The 18,040-nt window shown below is 64.0% G+C and carries 24 protein-coding genes; 15 read left to right on the forward strand and 9 right to left on the reverse strand.

Annotated features, from left to right (window positions below; translation table 11 throughout):
* Window positions 1–12: 12 nt before the first annotated feature.
* The 3 genes from DFR67_RS20730 to DFR67_RS20740 all read right to left on the reverse strand — a co-directional run bounded on the left by DFR67_RS20730 (window position 13) and on the right by DFR67_RS20740 (window position 1,721).
* Window positions 13–528, reverse strand: coding sequence for a VOC family protein (locus DFR67_RS20730; protein ID WP_110471410.1), 516 nt, complete (start codon window positions 526–528; stop codon window positions 13–15).
* On the reverse strand, window positions 525–1,022 hold the full coding sequence (locus tag DFR67_RS20735) for a DUF4190 domain-containing protein (RefSeq protein ID WP_110471411.1): 498 nt from the start codon (window positions 1,020–1,022) through the stop codon (window positions 525–527). The genes DFR67_RS20730 and DFR67_RS20735 overlap by 4 nt, the downstream gene beginning before the upstream one ends.
* 174 nt (window positions 1,023–1,196) lie before the next feature.
* The gene (locus DFR67_RS20740; RefSeq protein WP_110471412.1) at window positions 1,197–1,721 is read right to left on the reverse strand and encodes an MTB12 C-terminal domain-containing protein; all 525 of its coding nucleotides are present in this window, start codon (window positions 1,719–1,721) and stop codon (window positions 1,197–1,199) included.
* A 249-nt stretch (window positions 1,722–1,970) separates the two neighbouring features.
* On the opposite strand from DFR67_RS20740, the gene rplN reads away from it, so the two are divergent.
* Genes rplN through DFR67_RS20760 form a run of 4 tightly spaced genes read left to right on the forward strand, consistent with a single transcriptional unit; the run spans window position 1,971 to window position 3,422 of the window.
* Window positions 1,971–2,339, forward strand: coding sequence for a 50S ribosomal protein L14 (gene rplN, locus DFR67_RS20745; protein WP_110471413.1), 369 nt, complete (start codon window positions 1,971–1,973; stop codon window positions 2,337–2,339).
* Window position 2,340: 1 nt separating this feature from the next.
* Window positions 2,341–2,655 carry a 50S ribosomal protein L24 gene (rplX, locus tag DFR67_RS20750; protein WP_084835416.1) on the forward strand — a complete coding sequence of 105 codons (315 nt, stop codon included), beginning with the start codon at window positions 2,341–2,343 and terminating at the stop codon, window positions 2,653–2,655.
* A 1-nt stretch (window position 2,656) separates the two neighbouring features.
* Window positions 2,657–3,235 carry a 50S ribosomal protein L5 gene (gene rplE, locus DFR67_RS20755; RefSeq protein WP_110471414.1) on the forward strand — a complete coding sequence of 193 codons (579 nt, stop codon included), beginning with the start codon at window positions 2,657–2,659 and terminating at the stop codon, window positions 3,233–3,235.
* 1 nt (window position 3,236) lies between these two features.
* Window positions 3,237–3,422 (forward strand): type Z 30S ribosomal protein S14, encoded by a 186-nt coding sequence (locus tag DFR67_RS20760; RefSeq protein WP_023955966.1) that lies wholly within the window; start codon window positions 3,237–3,239, stop codon window positions 3,420–3,422.
* 114 nt (window positions 3,423–3,536) lie between these two features.
* On the opposite strand, the gene DFR67_RS20765 is transcribed toward DFR67_RS20760, so the two are convergent.
* Window positions 3,537–4,139: a DUF4262 domain-containing protein gene (locus tag DFR67_RS20765; RefSeq protein ID WP_110471415.1), complete on the reverse strand. Its 603-nt coding sequence runs from the start codon at window positions 4,137–4,139 to the stop codon at window positions 3,537–3,539.
* 162 nt (window positions 4,140–4,301) lie between these two features.
* Between DFR67_RS20765 and DFR67_RS20770 the strand changes: the two genes are divergently transcribed.
* Window positions 4,302–5,111 carry a hypothetical protein gene (locus tag DFR67_RS20770; RefSeq protein ID WP_342766747.1) on the forward strand — a complete coding sequence of 270 codons (810 nt, stop codon included), beginning with the start codon at window positions 4,302–4,304 and terminating at the stop codon, window positions 5,109–5,111.
* 77 nt (window positions 5,112–5,188) lie between these two features.
* Here the strand turns inward: DFR67_RS20770 and DFR67_RS20775 are convergent, their stop codons facing one another.
* Window positions 5,189–6,553, reverse strand: coding sequence for an AIM24 family protein (locus tag DFR67_RS20775; protein WP_110471547.1), 1,365 nt, complete (start codon window positions 6,551–6,553; stop codon window positions 5,189–5,191).
* Between the two features lie 424 nt (window positions 6,554–6,977).
* Between DFR67_RS20775 and rpsH the strand changes: the two genes are divergently transcribed.
* The 9 genes from rpsH to map all read left to right on the forward strand — a co-directional run bounded on the left by rpsH (window position 6,978) and on the right by map (window position 12,561).
* On the forward strand, window positions 6,978–7,376 hold the full coding sequence (gene rpsH / locus DFR67_RS20785; protein ID WP_084835419.1) for a 30S ribosomal protein S8: 399 nt from the start codon (window positions 6,978–6,980) through the stop codon (window positions 7,374–7,376).
* A 12-nt stretch (window positions 7,377–7,388) separates the two neighbouring features.
* The gene (rplF, locus tag DFR67_RS20790) at window positions 7,389–7,925 is read left to right on the forward strand and encodes a 50S ribosomal protein L6 (protein WP_084835420.1); all 537 of its coding nucleotides are present in this window, start codon (window positions 7,389–7,391) and stop codon (window positions 7,923–7,925) included.
* A gap of 1 nt (window position 7,926) precedes the next feature.
* On the forward strand, window positions 7,927–8,331 hold the full coding sequence (gene rplR / locus DFR67_RS20795) for a 50S ribosomal protein L18 (RefSeq protein ID WP_110471416.1): 405 nt from the start codon (window positions 7,927–7,929) through the stop codon (window positions 8,329–8,331).
* Between the two features lie 37 nt (window positions 8,332–8,368).
* Window positions 8,369–9,040 (forward strand): 30S ribosomal protein S5, encoded by a 672-nt coding sequence (rpsE, locus tag DFR67_RS20800; RefSeq protein ID WP_110471417.1) that lies wholly within the window; start codon window positions 8,369–8,371, stop codon window positions 9,038–9,040.
* A 4-nt stretch (window positions 9,041–9,044) separates the two neighbouring features.
* Window positions 9,045–9,224: a 50S ribosomal protein L30 gene (gene rpmD / locus DFR67_RS20805; protein ID WP_110471418.1), complete on the forward strand. Its 180-nt coding sequence runs from the start codon at window positions 9,045–9,047 to the stop codon at window positions 9,222–9,224.
* A 5-nt stretch (window positions 9,225–9,229) separates the two neighbouring features.
* Window positions 9,230–9,670 (forward strand): 50S ribosomal protein L15, encoded by a 441-nt coding sequence (gene rplO / locus DFR67_RS20810; RefSeq protein ID WP_084835424.1) that lies wholly within the window; start codon window positions 9,230–9,232, stop codon window positions 9,668–9,670.
* A gap of 186 nt (window positions 9,671–9,856) precedes the next feature.
* Complete coding sequence (gene secY / locus DFR67_RS20815) at window positions 9,857–11,182, forward strand: preprotein translocase subunit SecY (protein ID WP_110471419.1); 1,326 nt, start codon at window positions 9,857–9,859, stop codon at window positions 11,180–11,182.
* Window positions 11,179–11,724 (forward strand): adenylate kinase, encoded by a 546-nt coding sequence (locus DFR67_RS20820; protein WP_110471420.1) that lies wholly within the window; start codon window positions 11,179–11,181, stop codon window positions 11,722–11,724. Before secY ends, DFR67_RS20820 begins: the two co-directional genes overlap by 4 nt.
* Window positions 11,725–11,769: 45 nt before the next feature.
* The gene (gene map, locus DFR67_RS20825; RefSeq protein ID WP_110471421.1) at window positions 11,770–12,561 is read left to right on the forward strand and encodes a type I methionyl aminopeptidase; all 792 of its coding nucleotides are present in this window, start codon (window positions 11,770–11,772) and stop codon (window positions 12,559–12,561) included.
* Between the two features lie 16 nt (window positions 12,562–12,577).
* Here map and dtd read toward each other — a convergent pair whose 3' ends face one another.
* Window positions 12,578–13,015, reverse strand: coding sequence for a D-aminoacyl-tRNA deacylase (dtd, locus tag DFR67_RS20830; protein WP_110471422.1), 438 nt, complete (start codon window positions 13,013–13,015; stop codon window positions 12,578–12,580).
* Window positions 13,016–13,030: 15 nt separating this feature from the next.
* Entirely contained in the window at window positions 13,031–13,675 is a 645-nt protein-coding gene (locus tag DFR67_RS20835) for a hypothetical protein (RefSeq protein WP_146240491.1), read from the reverse strand.
* A gap of 112 nt (window positions 13,676–13,787) precedes the next feature.
* Here DFR67_RS20835 and DFR67_RS20840 point away from each other — a divergent pair, with 112 nt between their 5' ends.
* Window positions 13,788–14,597, forward strand: coding sequence for an LLM class F420-dependent oxidoreductase (locus tag DFR67_RS20840; protein ID WP_110471424.1), 810 nt, complete (start codon window positions 13,788–13,790; stop codon window positions 14,595–14,597).
* A 39-nt stretch (window positions 14,598–14,636) separates the two neighbouring features.
* Here DFR67_RS20840 and DFR67_RS20845 read toward each other — a convergent pair whose 3' ends face one another.
* Together DFR67_RS20845 and DFR67_RS20850 are read right to left on the reverse strand one after the other, a co-directional pair.
* A complete protein-coding gene (locus tag DFR67_RS20845) occupies window positions 14,637–16,889 on the reverse strand; it encodes a molybdopterin-containing oxidoreductase family protein (RefSeq protein ID WP_110471549.1) in 2,253 nt (750 codons plus the stop codon).
* 91 nt (window positions 16,890–16,980) lie between these two features.
* The gene (locus DFR67_RS20850) at window positions 16,981–17,991 is read right to left on the reverse strand and encodes a LacI family DNA-binding transcriptional regulator (protein ID WP_110471425.1); all 1,011 of its coding nucleotides are present in this window, start codon (window positions 17,989–17,991) and stop codon (window positions 16,981–16,983) included.
* Between the last annotated feature and the right edge of the window lie 49 nt (window positions 17,992–18,040).

Consider the following 18,040-nt stretch of genomic DNA (forward strand, 5'->3'; position numbering starts at 1 on the left):
GGAACGGTCGGCTCAGCGCTGCCAGGGGTTCGTGTACCCGCTCGGCACCAGGCCGTCGAACATGGACCGCATGTCATCCGAGAGTTTCATCAGTTCGACGTATGAGCCGAACCCGTTGCCCTCGATGTAGACGAACTCCATTCCGACACCGGAGAACTCGCCGGACTGAAGGATCTCGACACCGTCTGCGCGCAACTGTGCGACGGTGCCGTCGAAGTCCTCCGGAATCCAGGCGACGTGATGGAGGCCGGGACCGTGCGAGCTCAAGAACTCGGTGTACAGATTGTCGCCGGTGACCGGTTCGATGAGTTCGAGCTGCTGTCCGCCGGCGTATCCGAGCGAGACGTGAATGGTGTAGTCGGCGGGCTGGCTGCGATAGGTGCAGCGATCGGGTGTGAACGCCACATCCGGTATGCGGAGCCAGGATTCGATGCCGTAGGCCGCCGTCAGCTCCTTCTCGGCAACCGCGATGTCGGCGACGACCCAGGCGAGCTGAAAGATCGGCCCGCGAGCGTACGGCGGCGTCACAGCCCGTCCAGTGCGAAGGCGAACCACAGGGTGCCGATGAGCACGCAGAGCAGGGTCAGCAACCCCCCGACGATGATCCCCGTCCACGCCTGCGCCTCGCCGGATTCGTTGGGGCGGTCCCTGATCTGCCCGAGCCCGATGATTCCGAGAACCACACCGACTGGCGCGAGCGCCATTCCGAAACACATGAAGACACCTGGGATGGCGACCAGTGAGCAGACCATGGCCGCGGTCGACATCGCGTTCGTCTTCGGCGGGGCTTGCACGAACGGGGCCATCAGATACGGATTTGGTGCGTAGGGCCCTGGGTAGGGACTCGACGGATATGCGACCGGGTAGGGCGGATACGGCTGATCGAGGCCGGCGAGGGGATCGCCGTTGTACGGCGTGTACGGGTCGTACGGCTGCCAGTACTCGGCGTCCGCAGCAGGGGGCGCCGGATACTTGTTCAGATCCGCCCTGGTACTCCGCTCCAACCCGTCACCATCGGTCATCGGTGCCTCTCGTCGACTGTGCGTGCCAGTTTAAGGGAAGACAGACGGGCGCAGCTGCGATCTGTCGCACGTTCGCAGGACCGTCGGGGGCGGCACGATCCGCAGGTGGTCGACGAATACAGCGATGCCCGGCCGCAAGAACGCGGCCGGGCATCGAGGGGTGTGAGGCCCGGATCAGCCGCCGTGGCTGCCGCCCATCGAGGCAAGATCGGCGATCGAGGTGGAGGAGAGTTTCCACTGCCCGCCCGCGTTGACGAAGGTGACAGGCATCGCGACCGGCGCGGGGGTATGTGGGCTCGCGACCTCGACGTTCACGGTCGCGGCGTCGGCGCCGTCGGCGGTCACCGTCGTGACGGTGAACTTGTCGGGGGTGTACCCGGCCGCGGTGAATCCACGGGCGAGCCCGGACAACTGCATCCCGATGCCGGCGTCGGTGGAATCGACCAGTTTCGCAGACTCTGCGGGATCCGTCTCGGGCGAGAGGACGGTACGCAAGGTGGTCTGGGCCTCAGAGGCTTCCAGCGAACTCTCGGTCTCACCGGAACTCGAACTCGCTGTCGAGGACTCGGCCGAGGTCTCGGCGGGGGCCGAACTCGTCGTGGTGGCCGACTCCGAGTTGCTGTCGTCGCTGCATGCGGCGACACCGAACACGGCCAGCCCCATCAGCGCCGCTGCGGCCACACTCTTGCGGATGTTCATTTCTCACTCCTCGACACCTGGTTGGTAAGCCAACACTAACCTAACGCCGCCGGGCTGCCGCGTCAGTCACCTGCCTGATCGGCGGTGGGCCCCTGTGTGGCGTCGGCCGCGGGCGGCGATTTGGTATCCACCAGCGAGTTCCCTACACTAGAGCGGTTGCCTGGGCACATTTGTGTCTCGGGTGGCAAGACCGCGCGCGTCGGGTCGGAATCCGGCGGGCATTTTTACAAACCAGGTCAAGGAGATCTAGTGATCCAGCAGGAGTCACGCCTGCGGGTCGCCGACAACACCGGTGCCAAGGAAATCTTGTGCATCCGCGTGCTCGGAGGCTCGTCACGGCGCTACGCCGGCATTGGTGACGTCATCGTCGCCACTGTCAAAGACGCCATCCCCGGCGGAAACATCAAGCGGGGAGAGGTCGTCAAGGCGGTTATCGTTCGCACCACCAAAGAGCGCCGCCGTCCCGACGGTTCGTACATCAAGTTCGATGAGAACGCTGCCGTCATCATCAAGAACGAGAGCGATCCTCGCGGAACCCGCATCTTCGGCCCGGTCGGGCGCGAGCTGCGTGAGAAGAAGTTCATGAAGATCGTCTCGCTGGCTCCGGAGGTGCTCTGACATGAAGGTTCACAAGGGCGACACCGTGATCGTCGTCGCAGGCAAGGACAAGGGCGCGAAGGGCAAGGTCATCGAGTCCTACCCCGCGCGTAACCGCATCCTCGTCGAAGGCGTCAACCGCATCAAGAAGCACACCTCTGCCTCGCAGAATGAACGCGGCGCATCCTCGGGCGGCATCGTCACCCAGGAAGCCGCCATCCACGTCTCGAACGTGATGGTTGTTGATTCCGACGGCAATCCGACGCGCATCGGCTACCGCACCGACGACAACGGCAAGCGCGTCCGCATTTCCCGCAAGAACGGGAAGGACATCTGACATGAGCACCACTGAGAAGATCCAGCCTCGGCTGAAGCTCCGCTACCGCGCGGAGATCAAAGACGCTCTGAACGAACAGTTCGAGTACGACAACGTCATGCAGATCCCCGGCGTCGTCAAGGTCGTCGTGAACATGGGTGTCGGCGACGCCGCCCGTGACTCCAAGCTGATCAACGGCGCGGTCAAAGACCTCGAGCTGATCACCGGCCAGAAGCCAGAGGTCCGCAAGGCCCGCAAGTCGATCGCGCAGTTCAAGCTGCGTGAGGGCATGCCCATCGGCGCACGCGTCACTCTTCGTGGCGATCGCATGTGGGAGTTCCTCGACCGGCTCGTCTCCATCGCGCTGCCCCGTATCAGGGACTTCCGCGGTCTGAGCGATCGCCAGTTCGACGGCAACGGCAACTACACCTTCGGTCTCAACGAGCAGTCGATGTTCCACGAGATCAACATCGACAACATCGATCGGCCCCGCGGCATGGACATCACCGTCGTCACCACCGCGACCAACGATGACGAAGGTCGGGCACTGCTGCGTCAGCTCGGCTTCCCGTTCAAAGACCCCAACGTGAAGGACAACTGACATGGCAAAGAAGGCTCTGGTCAACAAGGCCAACAAGAAGCCCAAGTTCGCCGTGCGTGGCTACACCCGGTGCAACCGTTGCGGACGCCCGCACTCGGTCTTCCGCAAGTTCGGCTTGTGCCGTATCTGCTTGCGCGAGATGGCACACGCGGGCGAGCTGCCCGGTGTGCAGAAGAGCAGCTGGTGACTTTGTAGCCTCACGGCTCACAAACGCTCCACTTTTCCGAAGACGCTCCACCTATTGGTGGAGCGTCTTCGTGTTTCCGGAGCGTTTGTCGGACTGAGATACCGGGGGCTGTGGCTACTTCCGGCGGCGGTGTGCCTGCCGTCGGTGGGCTCTGTTGGGTCCACGTGCGTGAATGATGTCGTGAGGTCCACCAGGTTGCTGCCGCCCCGGTGGAATCACCCCCTTGACCTGTTGGTCATCGGGCAACAGAGCGTAGTCATCCATCCACGGATACCTGCCGTGCTCGTCGGACCAGACGACCTGGAGAGCAGCCGAATTCGGGAACAGCTCGTTGGTGATCAGCAGATCGCTCTTGTCGACGAGTTCGATCAGTCGGACCGGTGCTTGCAGTGCGCGCAGCGACAATTCGATGCCCTGCGCGACGATGGCGCTCCACTGGTACCCATGGAGAAGGTCGCCCAGTTCGTCGAGCACCCGCCCGCTGGTTCTAGCGTTCAGTCCGTACACCGCCAGTTCGGGCAGCGAATGCATCACCAGGCCGGTCGTATATGCGAATGAGCAGTCGGGCGGTCGGCAGTCGTCCGAGTCGCATTCGCATTCGTCGCTAACGGCGGTGATGAGCCACCGTTCTGTCTTGACCCTGCTGATCGCCGAATTGACCAGCGGGTGGGGATGCCAGCGCGGAAGGCTCCTGATCGCCTCGGTGTAGTCCGACATGTTCGCTCCTTTGTTCGATGTTGAGACCAGTGGAGCAGTGCCTGCTGACAAGTGGCGATCTTTGTCCCCTTAAGAACCACCGGAGGGGAATGTTCCCTCCGTGACTACGGAAAGGGCCGATTTTCACCACGAGTGAACCGGTACCCGTCTGCCATGCGTCGGATGGTCATGGATGTTGGTGTCTACAGCCGAAACGAGCTGCGCCGACTCGGGGTCGACGAACCCAACCTGCGCAGGTGCGTGCGGGACGGCTCATTGAACAGGCTGCGCTCTGGCTGGTATGCGACTACCACGCCGGATCCCGATGTGGCGGAGGCGGTTCGGCGCGGGGGAGTTCTCGGGTGTGTCTCGGCCTTGCGCAAGCACGGGCTGTGGGTCCCGCCCGGCTACGACCGCCTGCACGTCCGCGCGAGCAAGCACGGCAAGCAGCTACGGGCCGGATCCTGCCAAGGTCCCGGTCGACCGAGGCCGGCGGACGCGGCGCTCGATTCCGTTCCGGTTGCGCTGGGTTGCGCGTCCCGGTGCATGTCAGCCGAGGATTGGGTCGTCGTCTGCGATTCGGTCCTGAACACCCTCGGACTGACCGTGTCGAAGTTGCAGCTGGAGATGGGGACCATCTCAGGGCAAATCAGGAACCTGATGGGCAAGTGTGACCCGCACTCTCAGTCAGGCACGGAGTCGCTGGCCCGTCTCAGGTTGCGCGCCGCGGGGTTCACCGTGCATGTCCAGCCGTCGATACCTGAGGTCGGATGGGTCGATCTGCGCGTGGGACGACTGCTCATCGAATGCGATAGCAAAGAACATCACACCAGTTACGACAACTACCAGAATGACCGACGCCGCGACCGAAATGCGTTGGTCGGGAAGTGGTTGACCATGCGGATCACGTATGACGACGTGCTGTACGGCTGGAACGAAGTCATGGTTGATGTCCGGGCGATCACCCAGACCGATCGTCACCGGATGCGATAGCGAAATTCGGCCCGGTCAGCACCGGCCGAGGGGAATGTTCCCTCCGCCCCACGTGAGGGGGACAAAATCGCATGAACCTACCGCCCGAGCAGGCCGCCCAGGCCACCCTGGACACCTGATTGGCCCCCACCGCCGGTGCCGCCGATCAGACCGCCGGGCGGCATCTCCGATGGCTGGACCACCACGAAACCCTGACCGCTGAACGCGAGCGTGAAACGCTCGCCGGTGCTGCGACCCATGAGTGTGCCGAGATTGAACGAGTCGTTGCGTTTGACACTGGTCTGCAGACTCGACGACCACGCCACCGCCGCATTGGGATCAGCGAAGGTCTGCTGGTCCACGGTCAGGACGACCGGGTTGCCGTCGGTGGTGATGGCGATCCGGCCCCGCCCGGTGAACACGCAGTTGAACAGTCCGGCATTGCTCTGAGCCGCTGCTCCCTGCATGCGCTTCACGTCGTAGCTCAGGGTCGAATCGAAGGCCAGGACGTTGGCGCCGTTGATGGTCAGGCCGTCGGTCCCGTCGAGGTCGATCAGGTGGACGTCGCTTGCGGCATCGGCAAGGAACAGGTCGCCGCGCCCGGTCACCTTCATGAGCGGCACACCTTCGCCGGTGAGTGTGTTGCGGATCGCCCTGCCGATACCGCCCGAACCGAGAGCTTCGAACTTGAGGTCGCCCTGGTAGGCCACCATCGACCCCGACCTCGCCATCACCTCGCCGTTCATGCCGACCCGGCACATCTTGCTGCCCTGCTTCTGGATGCCGGTTCCCGACACCTCTGCGTGCGCGGGTGCGAAAAGGTCACTGTTCATGGCATGAACTCCCTGTTGCTGGGGCTGTGGTGGCTGCTGAGGTGCCGGTTGCGGCGGCGGTGGCGGCTGGGCAGGAGCCGCGTTCTGGCCCGCAGGTGGCCAGGGGATGGGATCGGGGGTCGGCGGGGGATCGTCGTCGACCTGGATCCCGAACGCCCGGGCCAGGCCGGCCAGTCCGTCGTCGTATCCCTGCCCGACGGCGCGTACCTTCCAGGTGTCGCCGCGGCGGTAGATCTCCATACAGACGACGCCGGCCTCGGACGTCAGGCGGGCCGGGGTAAAGGACACCGTCGGGATGCCGGAGGTGTCGCGCAGTTCGGCACGCAAGGTGCCTGCGGTTGCGAAGGTGGCGGGACCGGTGCCGTCAAGGCTCGCGGTGACGGCGATGGTCTCGACCTCGGCGGGAACCCGCGTGGTGTCGACCGTGATGACGTCGGCGCGGCCGTCGGCGCTGTATGAGACGCCGGGCCCGTACGCCTGGTTGTAGAAGATGAGGTCATCGTCGGACCGCACCCGGCCGGCGCGCGTCAGTAGAACGGCCGAGGTGTTGACCGGTGATGCGCAGGTGACCGTCACGCTGACCTGTGACGATGGCAGGGGACTGTTCTCCCCGGGGCTGAGTTCTCTCATGGCCTGTCCCATTGTTCCAGGCGCCGGGCCGGAGCCGGTCGAACTCTGCGTGGCCGGGGTCGGTGTGGCGGGTCGAGCAATTTGGCCTGAGCAGCGCTGTTCCCTACACTAGAACGGTTGCCCAGGGTGGGATGTGTTCGCGCACGTCCAAAACGTCCAGGTGGCCACCATTTTTCTTGGCCCTCGAGCTTTGAAAACTCGCGAGTGCATCCGTGCATTCGTGGGAGCACCACCCCCGACTGGCTTGCCAGTCGGACCTGATAAGCCCTGACCGGCAACGGTCGGTCGGGGACGTTACTCACTTCGTAGTAGGCCCACGATGTGACGTGCGAGGCCCGCGGTCGTTCGGCGAGAGTCGAACGGCAGGGGAACCGGCGCGCGCATGCTGCATGGGAACCGCCGCGAGAAAGGTTGACGGTCTGTTATGACCATGACTGATCCGATCGCAGACTTCTTGACTCGTCTGCGCAACGCCAACTCGGCGTACCACGATGAGGTGACCCTGCCCGCATCGAAGATCAAGGCCAACATCGCCGAGATCCTCAAGCGCGAGGGCTACATCACCGATTACCGCACGGAAGACGCAGAGGTCGGTAAGAGCCTCGTCGTCTCCCTCAAGTACGGCCCCACCCGCGAACGGAGCATCGCCGGCCTGCGCCGCGTCTCCAAGCCGGGTCTGCGGGTCTACGCAAAGTCCACCAATCTGCCCAAGGTGCTCGGCGGCCTGGGCGTGGCGATCATCTCCACGTCCTCGGGTCTGTTGACCGATCGCCAAGCCGCCAGCGCGGGCGTGGGCGGCGAAGTCCTCGCGTACGTCTGGTAAGGGGCAAGAACAATGTCGCGTATTGGAAAGAACCCGGTCGCCATCCCGGCCGGAGTAGACGTGAAGATCGACGGCCAGACCGTCAATGTCAAGGGCCCGAAAGGCACCTTGTCCGTTGACATCTCGGAACCGATCAATGTCGCCGTTGAGGACAACACCATCGTGGTGACGCGTCCCAACGACGAGCGCAAGAACCGCGCCCTGCACGGTTTGAGCCGCACCCTGGTGGCAAACCTGGTCACCGGCGTCACCGAGGGATATGTCCGCAAGCTGGAGATCTTCGGTGTCGGTTACCGTGTCGCGCTCAAGGGCAGCGACCTCGAGTTCGCACTCGGGTACAGCCACCCGGTGCCGATCAAGGCGCCTGCGGGCATCACCTTCGCGGTGGAATCGCCCACCAAATTCTCGGTCTCGGGAATCGACAAGCAACAAGTCGGACAGATCTCGGCGAACATCCGCCGCCTGCGCCGTCCAGACCCCTACAAGGGCAAGGGCGTTCGCTTCGAGGGTGAGCAGATCCGTCGCAAGGTCGGAAAGACGGGTAAGTGACATGAGTGAAGCAACAGTGAAACCAAAGCGTCTGCCCCTGGGCAAGGACGTATCCACCCGTCGTCGGGTCTCGAACGCACGCCGTCACTTCCGGCTGCGCAAGAAGGTCAGCGGCACTCCTGAGCGTCCCCGTCTGGCCATCAAGCGTTCGTCGCGGCACATCCACGTGCAGCTCATCGACGACCTCGCAGGCAAGACCCTGGCCGCCGCCTCCACCATCGAGGCAGACGTGCGCAGCGCCGGTGGCGACAAGTCGGCACAGAGCAAGAAGGTCGGCGAGCTGATCGCTGCCCGCGCCAAGGCTGCCGGCGTCGACACCGTGGTGTTCGACCATGGTGGCCACGGCTACCACGGCCGTATCGCCGCTCTGGCGGACGCCGCCCGTGAGGGAGGGCTCGAGTTCTGATGATTGATACGAATACTTGCAACGGAAGGACCATCTGATGCCGGGACGTCAGCGGCGTGACGGCGGTACCGGAAGCGGACCCGCCGGAAGCAACAGCAATGACCCGAACGCCAACAACGCAGGCGGCGACCGTCGCGGTGGCGGCGGCGGCAACCGCGATCGGCGCGACAACCAGCGCGGCGGCGGCCGGGAAGACAAGAACCAGCTCGAGCGCGTGGTTGCCATCAACCGTGTGTCGAAGGTGGTCAAGGGTGGACGTCGGTTCTCCTTCACCGCCCTCGTCGTCGTCGGTGACGGCAACGGACTGGTCGGCGTCGGCTACGGCAAGGCCAAAGAGGTCCCTGCCGCGATTCAGAAGGGTGTCGAAGAAGCCCGCAAGAGCTTCTTCCGCGTCCCGATGATCGGCGCGACCATCACGCACCCCGTGCAGGGCGAAGCCGCTGCCGGTGTCGTGATGCTGCGTCCGGCCAGCCCCGGTACCGGTGTGATCGCCGGTGGCGCGGTGCGTGCCGTGCTCGAGTGCGCGGGTGTCCACGACATCCTCGGCAAGAGCCTCGGCAGCGACAACTCGATCAACGTCGTGCACGCGACCGTGGCAGCGCTCAAGATGCTGCAGCGTCCCGAAGAAGTGGCCGCACGTCGCGGACTGCCGATCGAAGACGTCGCTCCGGCCGGTATGTTGCGTGCCCGTGCAGGACAGGGAGCATAACGACATGGCAGAGCTGAAGATCACCCAGGTGAAAAGCACCATCGGGACCAAGAGCAATCAGCGTGACAGCCTGCGGACCCTCGGTCTCCGAAAGATCCGCCAGACCGTCACCCGCGAGGACAACGCTCAGAACCGTGGCTTGATCAAAGCGGTTCGGCACCTCGTGACAGTCGAAGAGGTTTAACCGCAATGACAATCAAATTGCATCACCTTCGTCCCGCTCCGGGATCGAAGACAGACAAGACCCGTGTGGGTCGCGGTGAGGGATCCAAGGGTAAGACCGCGGGTCGCGGCACCAAGGGCACCAAGGCGCGTAAGAACGTGCCTGCTCGTTTCGAGGGTGGGCAGATGCCCATCCACATGCGGCTGCCGAAGCTCAAGGGCTTCACCAACCGCAACCGGATCGAGTACCAGGTCGTGAACCTCGCCGACATCAACCGGCTGTTCCCGGAAGGGGGCACCATCGGTGTCGAGGAGCTCATCGCCAAGGGCGCTGTTCGCAAGAACGAACTGGTCAAGGTGCTCGGTGACGGAGAGCTGACGGTGGCCGTGCAGGTCACCGCCAACAAGTTCTCCGCCTCGGCCACCGAGAAGATCGCCGCTGCGGGCGGATCCACGACCGTCCTGTAAGACGGCCGTAGTCCATCGATCACCCCGGACTCGCTACAGTGGCGGACGGCGCAGCATCATCGCTGCGTCGTCCGTCACTCCGCCGGTCACCCAACGTAGATCCAACAAGGTGACTGTTAGAGTTCAAGAGTTGTTTGTAGCCCGGTGCAACGCTGCTGCCGGAGCGACATTGCCCAGGAGGAGTTAGTGCGTTCCGCCGTCATATCGGCCTTCAGGACACCCGACCTGAGGCGGAAGATTCTCTTCGTTCTGGGAATCATCATTCTTTATCGTCTCGGCGCGACCATCCCGTCGCCCGGTGTGGACTATCAGCAGGTCCAACAATGTCTCGACGATGTCTCGCGTGGAGATTCCGCAGGCATCTATTCGCTGATCAACATGTTCTCCGGCGGAGCCCTGCTCCAGTTGTCGGTGTTCGCGATCGGCATCATGCCGTACATCACGGCCAGCATCATCGTGCAGCTCCTGACCGTGGTCATCCCGCGGTTCGAGCAGCTCCGTAAGGAAGGCCAATCCGGCCAGGCGAAGATGACGCAGTACACGCGCTACCTCACGGTGGCGCTGGCTCTGCTGCAGTCGACCGGCATCGTCGCACTCGCCGATCGCGGTGACCTGTTGCGGGATTGCCAGAACGGTGACCAGATCCTGCGGGACCAGTCCATATTCGGTCTGTTCATCATCGTCCTGGTGATGACCGCAGGCGCGTGTGTGGTCATGTGGTTCGGCGAGCTGATCACCGAGCGTGGCATCGGTAACGGTATGTCGCTCATGATCTTCGCCGGCATCGCTGCGCGTATCCCTGCAGAGGGCAAGACGATCCTCGACACCCGCGGTGGCCTGGTCTTCTTCCTGGTCATCCTGGCGGCACTCGCGATCGTCGCAGGCGTGGTCTTCATCGAGCAAGGTCAGCGCCGGATCCCGGTGCAGTACGCCAAACGAATGGTCGGCCGCAAGATGTACGGCGGATCGTCGACGTATCTGCCGCTCAAGGTCAACCAGGCCGGCGTCATCCCGGTGATCTTCGCATCGTCGCTGCTGTACCTCCCCAATCTGATCCTGCAGCTGACGCAGAGCCAGACCGCGGAGCCGTCGTGGTGGCAGCGTGCGATCCAGACCTACCTGGTGGATCCGAGCAACCCGGTGTACATCCTCATCTACTTCCTGATGATCATCTTCTTCACGTACTTCTACGTGGCGGTGACGTTCAATCCGCAGGAACGCGCCGATGAGATGAAGAAGTACGGCGGCTTCATCCCCGGTATCCGACCGGGTCAGCCGACCGCAGACTATCTCGGTTACGTGCTCAGCCGGATCACGCTCCCCGGGTCGATCTATCTCGGCACCATCGCCGTGTTGCCGAACCTCTTCCTGGAAATCGGCAATTCCGGCGGCGTGCAGAACATCCCGTTCGGCGGCACCGCGGTGCTGATCATGGTCGGTGTCGGCTTGGACACCGTCAAACAGGTCAATTCGCAGCTCATGCAGCGTAAATACGAAGGGTTCCTGAAGTGAGACTGGTTATTCTCGGCCCGCCCGGAGCCGGCAAAGGTACGCAGGCTGAGCTGCTGTCCGAGAGCGCGGGCATCCCGCACATCTCGACGGGCGATCTCTTCCGGGCGAACATCTCGCAGGGCACCCCGATCGGGGTAGAGGCCAAGAAGTACCTGGACGCCGGCAATCTCGTGCCGTCCGAGATCACCGTCGACATGGTTCGTGCGCGTGTTGCCGAACCCGATGCCGCCAAGGGTTTCATCCTCGATGGATTCCCCCGGTCGACCGATCAGGCCGACGCGCTCAACGAGATTCTCGCCGAGCTGGACACGAAGCTCGACGCGGTGCTGTCCTTTGGGGTCGACGAGGATGTTGTCGTCAAACGCATGTTGGCCCGGGGTCGCGCGGACGACACCGAAGAGGTCATCCGTAACCGGATGCACGTCTACCTGAGTGAGACCGCGCCGTTGCTCGAGTACTACGCCGACACGGTCAAGACGATCGATGCGATGGGTGACGTCAACGAGGTCCATCAGCGCGTGCTTCGTGCTTTGGGCGCCTGACGTTCCCCTCCGCACGGCCCAGCTCGAGAATATGCAGGTGTGAAAATGGGTTTTCGTAAACCCAAGCCGGTGCCGTTTCGCAGCGCCGGTGAGGTGGATGCGATGGCTGCCGCAGGTGCGATCGTCGGTACCGCCTTGGTCGCGGTGCGCGACGCGGCGAAACCCGGTGTCAGCACTCTTGAACTCGACCAGATCGCGGAGTCGGTGATCCGCGACGCCGGCGCAGTGCCCTCGTTCCTCGGCTATCACGGCTTCACCGGTTCGATCTGTAGCTCGGTGAATGAAGTTGTGGTGCACGGTATCCCGTCGAAAGACGTGATTCTTGCCGAGCATGACCTGGTGTCCATCGACTGCGGTGCGATCCTCGATGGCTGGCACGGTGATTCGGCCTGGACGTTCGGCGTCGGCGAGCTGTCGCAGGATGACCAGGACCTGAACGCGGCCACCCAGCAGGCACTTGACGCCGGCATCGCCGCGATGGTCGACGGCGGCAGGCTCACGGACATCTCTCACGCGATCGAGACCGCCACGCGTGCAGCGGAAAAGACCTTCGGGCGCAGCTTCGGGATCGTCGCCGGTTACGGTGGCCACGGTATCGGCCGGCAGATGCACCTCGACCCGTTCCTCGCGAATGAAGGCAAACCGGGTCGCGGCCCGGTGCTGGTGGTCGGTTCGACTCTGGCGATCGAGCCGATGCTCTCACTCGGTACCGTCGACACGACCGAGCTCGATGACGGCTGGACCGTCATCACCGACGACGGAACCAGGGCTTCGCACTGGGAGCACACAGTGGTCGTCACCGGCGACGGTCCGCGGATTCTCACCACCCGTCCGTAGTCGCCAGGACAGTCGGTCAAACCTCGAGCGTAATGGTCACCGGACCGTCGTTGACCAGCTCGACCTGCATGTTCGCGCCGAAACGGCCGGTTTCTACGTGAGCTCCTGATGCCCGCAAGGCTGCGACCACCGCATCGACGAGTGGTTCGGCCGATGGGCCCGGCGCTGCCGCATTCCACGATGGTCTGCGTCCCTTGTCGGTGTTCGCGTACAGCGTGAACTGGCTGATGACCAAGATGGGCGCGGACAGGTCGGCGGCGGACTTCTCGCCGTCCAGAATGCGCAGACGCCAGATCTTGTCGGCGAGTCTCGCAGCGGTCTCAGGTGTGTCGTCGTGCGTGACCCCGACCAGCGCGACGAGGCCGTGGGTGCCGTCGGGGATCGTCAGTTCGCCGATCACCTCACCGTCGACGCTGACCGATGCGGACGCGGCCCTCTGCAACACTGCTCTCACCCTGCCAATTTAGCCTCAGCGACTGAACAGTTCGTAGGCGACGGCCACCTCCACTGTTCCCGTCGGGCCGGTGTCGTCACCGGCCTGAACCGTCCAAAGATCCGACGTGCGATCGATGACGGCCCGCACCGGATTGCCGATCTCCACCAAGGGTTCGACGTACACACCCTGGGTCGGGCCATCGGTGCACCCGTAGACGTGCACGTAGTGGGCATTGCCGGTCGCCATCGCCATCGGGTTACGGCCGAGGGTGCAGTGCGAGCCGTCGACGAGGTCGAGTCCGGCGGGAACATAAGGGCTGACGTCGGTCATGAACGTCAATGTCGCTCCTACCCGCCCGAAGTCGGTGTCTCGTGGGTCTGCCAGGCATGCCGCCGTGTTCTCGCCCGCCTCGACGCAGAAGCGCAGACCCTCGGGTGTGGCCGAGCAGCGAAAACCGCCGGTGATGTCGGTGAAGCACTCGAGGGGTGCGAATGTCGGTATGTCGCGCGCGGTGTATCCCGGCATCGGACTGCCGTCGGCGTCGACCGGCTCGATCGTCCGGATCTCGGTTGCCTTGGTCGACGGTGTAGCACTCTGCTGGGTGGAGCTGTCATCGCCCGATGAGCAGCTGACGAGACCGATCAGGAGGGCAGCAGCGAGAACGACGGTCATTCGCATGGGCCCGACGATACGGCCGTCGGTGCTGGTCCGGGGCATCTGGTGAGACAAATGCTGCGTGCGAATGACGCCGGGTGGAATGGCTCCCGCATCGGGGGAGTTGCATTGAAGTATGACTGGATTCGGAACTCATGGGGTGTGGGCCGGCTTTTCGGCGATATCCCCGCAACAGGCGCACGAGATCGAGCAGCTCGGCTACGGCACCATCTGGTTGGGTGGTTCCCCGCGATCACTGACGCCGGCACGCAAGCTTCTCGAAGCGACTTCGACGGTTCGGCTGGCCACCGGTATCACCAACATCTGGAACACCGACGCCTCCCAGATCGCGACAGAGTTCACGCAGCTCGAGGCGGATTTCCCGGGGCGCTTCCTGTTGGGTGTCGGGGTGAGCCATCCGGAGGCAGTCCAGGAATACAGGAGTCCTTACGACTCGCTGGTGGCATACCTCGATGTGCTCGATGATGGTGGCGTTCCCGCGGACCGTCGGGTGATTGCAGCCCTCGGCCCCCGCATGTTGCGATTGGCTCGCGATCGCGCGCTCGGCTCGCACCCGTATCTCGTCCCCGCCGCACACACGAAGTACGCGCGCGAGATTCTCGGCTCTGACAAGTTCTTGGCTCCCGAGCACAAGGTGGTGCTCACCGAGGACGCCGAACTGGCCCGCTCGGTGGGACGGCCCTATGTGGATCAGCCGTATCTGCATCTGCAGAACTACACGAACAACCTCAAGCGGTTCGGCTACACCGACGCCGACATCGCCGACGGTGGCACCGATGCGTTGATCGACGCGCTCGTCGCACACGGCAGTGCAGAGGTGATTCGTGAACAGCTCGACGCACATCTCGGCCAGGGCGCAGACCATGTCGCCATTCAGATCCTGGGCGACGTCGACATCGTCGAGGAGCTCGCAAAACTCATCTAGCCCGATCTTGGTGGGTTCTGGCGGCGCCGAACTGGGCTTTTACTCGCCAAAATCCACCATTTCCGGGATTTCGGTGGCCAACCGGGCGCGAATGGATTGCTCCAGCGGTGTCACTTGGATGGGTACACCGGTCATGTTCGCCATCCCGGCAAGTCGTTCGAGATCCTCGGGGTCGGACGAGATGAGTGCGTTCACGTTCGCGCCGCCACTGCCGAGGTCGTTGGTCGCGGCGCCATTCGCCTTCGTCCAGCCGCCGGTGCCGTTGTGTCCCCAGCCGTGAGGAATGGCCACGACCCCGGGTTTGATGTCGTCGGTGACGGAGATCGGCAAGGCGATTTGTCCATGCCGGGATGTCACCGTGACCAGGTCGCCTTCGTCTAGTCCGCGCACGCTCGCGTCGGTCGGGTGAATGCGAGCGCTGTGAGTGCGCCCGCCGCGCAGGAGCAACGGCGCGTTGTGCTGCCAGCTGTTCTCCGACCGGATCTCACGCATGCCGATGAGCCGTAACGGGTACGCAGGGTCGGCGTCGGGATCGACCCGATCGATCTCGGCGAGCAACTCGGGTGCGTTGAGGCGCATTTTGCGGTGCCGGTGGGTGACGAACTTGCGCAACTGATCCGGTTCGAGATGGTCGGCGACGATCGTGCCGTGAGGGAACTCGTCGAGTAGCTTCCCGAAAGTCAGTCCGCCGCGGCGCAATCCGAAGCGATTCCCGCCGGTCCCCAACCGGACCACCAGATCCGACAGCCTCGTCGGCGTCCATGGCTTGCCGATCCGGGCTGCCAGTTTGTTGAACAGGTGCAGACCACCGAGCGCCGGAGCCTGTTGTGCGAGCGCCGCCACGAGGTCGTTGACGATCTGCCATTCCTCGCGCGATTCGCCCATGGGCGGGATGACCGCGTCGGTTGCCTGCTTGAACGGCGTGGTGAACAGTGGCTGAAAGGGAATCAGGAAATCGGCCCGCTCGTACATCGTGGTCGTCGGCAAGATGTAGTCGGCATGGGCGTTGGTCTCGTTCTGATAGAAATCGAGCGAGACCATCAGGTCGAGCCCACCGAGGGCTTTGACGAGTTCGTCGCCGTTCGGCACCGAAAGCACCGGGTTGCCCGCGCTGACGAACAAGGCCTTGAGCTGCCACTTGCCCGGGGTCTGCATCTCCTTGGCCATCAGAGAGGCGGGTGCGGTGCCCAGGACCTGCGGCAAGCCACCGACGCGGCTGCGCCGACCGTTCCAGACGAAATTGGGAACATGTTGCATGGCAGTGACTCCCGCCCGCTGACCGGGGATGCCCAGGTCGCCGAACATGGCACCTCCGACGGCGTCGAGATTGCCTGCGACGAGGTTGACGATGTCGAGGAGCGCAGTGGTGAGGGTGCCGGTACGGCCGAGTGAGGTACCTACCCGACCGTAGACTGCGGCGCGGTCGGTGCGCACCAACTTGCGGGCGAGCTCGCGAACGGTGTCGGCGTCGATGCCCGTGCGCTCGGAGGTTGTTTCGGGCGGGTAGCTCGTTGCGAGTGACCTGATGGCGTCGACGCCGGTGGCCTGTCGGCGGAGCCGGTCGTCGTCGGCGAGCTTCTCGTCGAACATCACGTGCAACAACGAGAGCAGCAACAGTGCGTCGGTGTCGGGGACGATGGGCTGCCAGTCGAACTCACGGGCCGTCTCGGTACGACGCGGGTCGATGACCAGAACCTGACCGCCGCGCTTGGTGATCGCGGTGAGTCCTTCGCGGATGCGAGGAGAACTCATGACACTGCCGTGCGAGACAACGGGATTGGCACCGATGATGACCAGGAACTGGACGCGGTTGATGTCGGGGATGGGGGCGGCGACCGGTGTGCCGTAGAGAAAATGGCTGGCGACGAAGCGGTTGTTCACGTCCTGCGAGCCGGCGGAGTAGACGTGGGGCGTACCCAGCAGCGTGGTGAAATTGGCAACCCAGAGGGTGTGGCCGGTCGAGAACGTCGCGGGATTGCCGAAGTACCAGCCGATGCCGGACGCTCCGTCGCGCTTGTATACCGCGGTGAGTTTCTCGGTGATCTCGGCCATCGCGGTTTCCCAGGAGACCCGTTCGAACTCGCCGAACTCGTTCTTGCGCAGCGGGTGCAGTACTCGATCAGGGTCATTGACGATTTCGCTGAACGTGATGCCTTTCGGACACGCGAACCCCTTGGACAGTGGGTTCTCCTTGTCCGGCCGTAGTGACAGCAATGTGCCGTCTTCGACGGTGGCGATCATCCCGCACAGCGGTTCGCAGATTCGGCAGAAGGTGGTTTTGTTCTCGGCCATGAGCAGCTCCCTGGTGATCCGTCCCACATCTGACAACGAGTGTTCCACAATGGTGGTCGGGAACGCCAGGGAACAGCCCGGTCGGCGCGGGTCAGGCGGGGGCGGTGGAGGCGCGGACGACCAGCCGTGGCTGGAAGAGCACATGGCGGGGAGGCGTCTGCGCAGAGCGGGAAGTCTCGTCGACGAGGAGTTCGATCGCGCTGGAACCGAGCTGCCGGCTCGGCTGGCTGATCGATGACAACGGGACGACGGCGGACTGGGCGAAGTCGATGTCGTCGTAGCCGATCAATGCGATGTCGCTGGGTACCGAGATGTCGCCGAGCATCGTCAGCGCCTGCAGGATCCCGATCGCGAGGAGGTCATTGGCGCAGAACACCGCGTCGGGACGCTCGCTTGCCGGGCGCCGACGGATCTCCTCGCCCGCAGCGCGGCCTGCCAGCACACTCAACGACTGTGTTTCGATCACCTCGAGCGTGGCGCAGGGCACCTGCGCGATGGCCTCGCGAGCGCCGCGCAGTCGGTCGGCCACCTGGTGGAGGCCGCGGGGGCCGCCGACGAAAGCGAGCCGGCGCCGCCCGGTCTCACACAGGTGCCCACACGCCAGGGCGCCACCGGCGACGTCGTCGACGGCAACCGACGGGAAGATGGTGTCCTGCCCGTTGCGGTCGACCAGGACCACCGGAGTCCCGCGCTGATGCAGCGCTTCGAGCCTGCTCAGATCGCCACCCACCGGTGACACCAGAACCCCGAAAACCCGCTGCTCGTCGAAGGTCTCGATGTACATGTGCTCGCGTGCGACATCGTCGTCGGACGTACCCAGCAACAGGGTCAGATTGTTCTCCGCGGCCTGCCTCTCGGCGGCCCGGGCGAGATCGGTGAAGAACGGATTTCCCACATCGAGGACGATCAGGCCGACGCACCGCGACCTGCCTGCCTTGAGTTGCCGGGCAGCGTCGTTGCGTACGAAGCCGAGTTCGGCGATCGCCTTGTGCACTCGATGGACCGTGGCCGGTGCGACCTTGTCGGGAGCGTTCAGCACATTCGACACGGTGCCGATGGAGACCGACGCAGCCGCTGCCACCTCGCGCATACTCACCGGCATTGCTCAGTCCTCTCCGCACCTTCGGTGGATGCCGTCGCGGCGTCCACCG

Source organism: Williamsia limnetica, from assembly GCF_003217475.1.
Classification (GTDB): Bacteria; Actinomycetota; Actinomycetes; order Mycobacteriales; family Mycobacteriaceae; genus Williamsia; species Williamsia limnetica.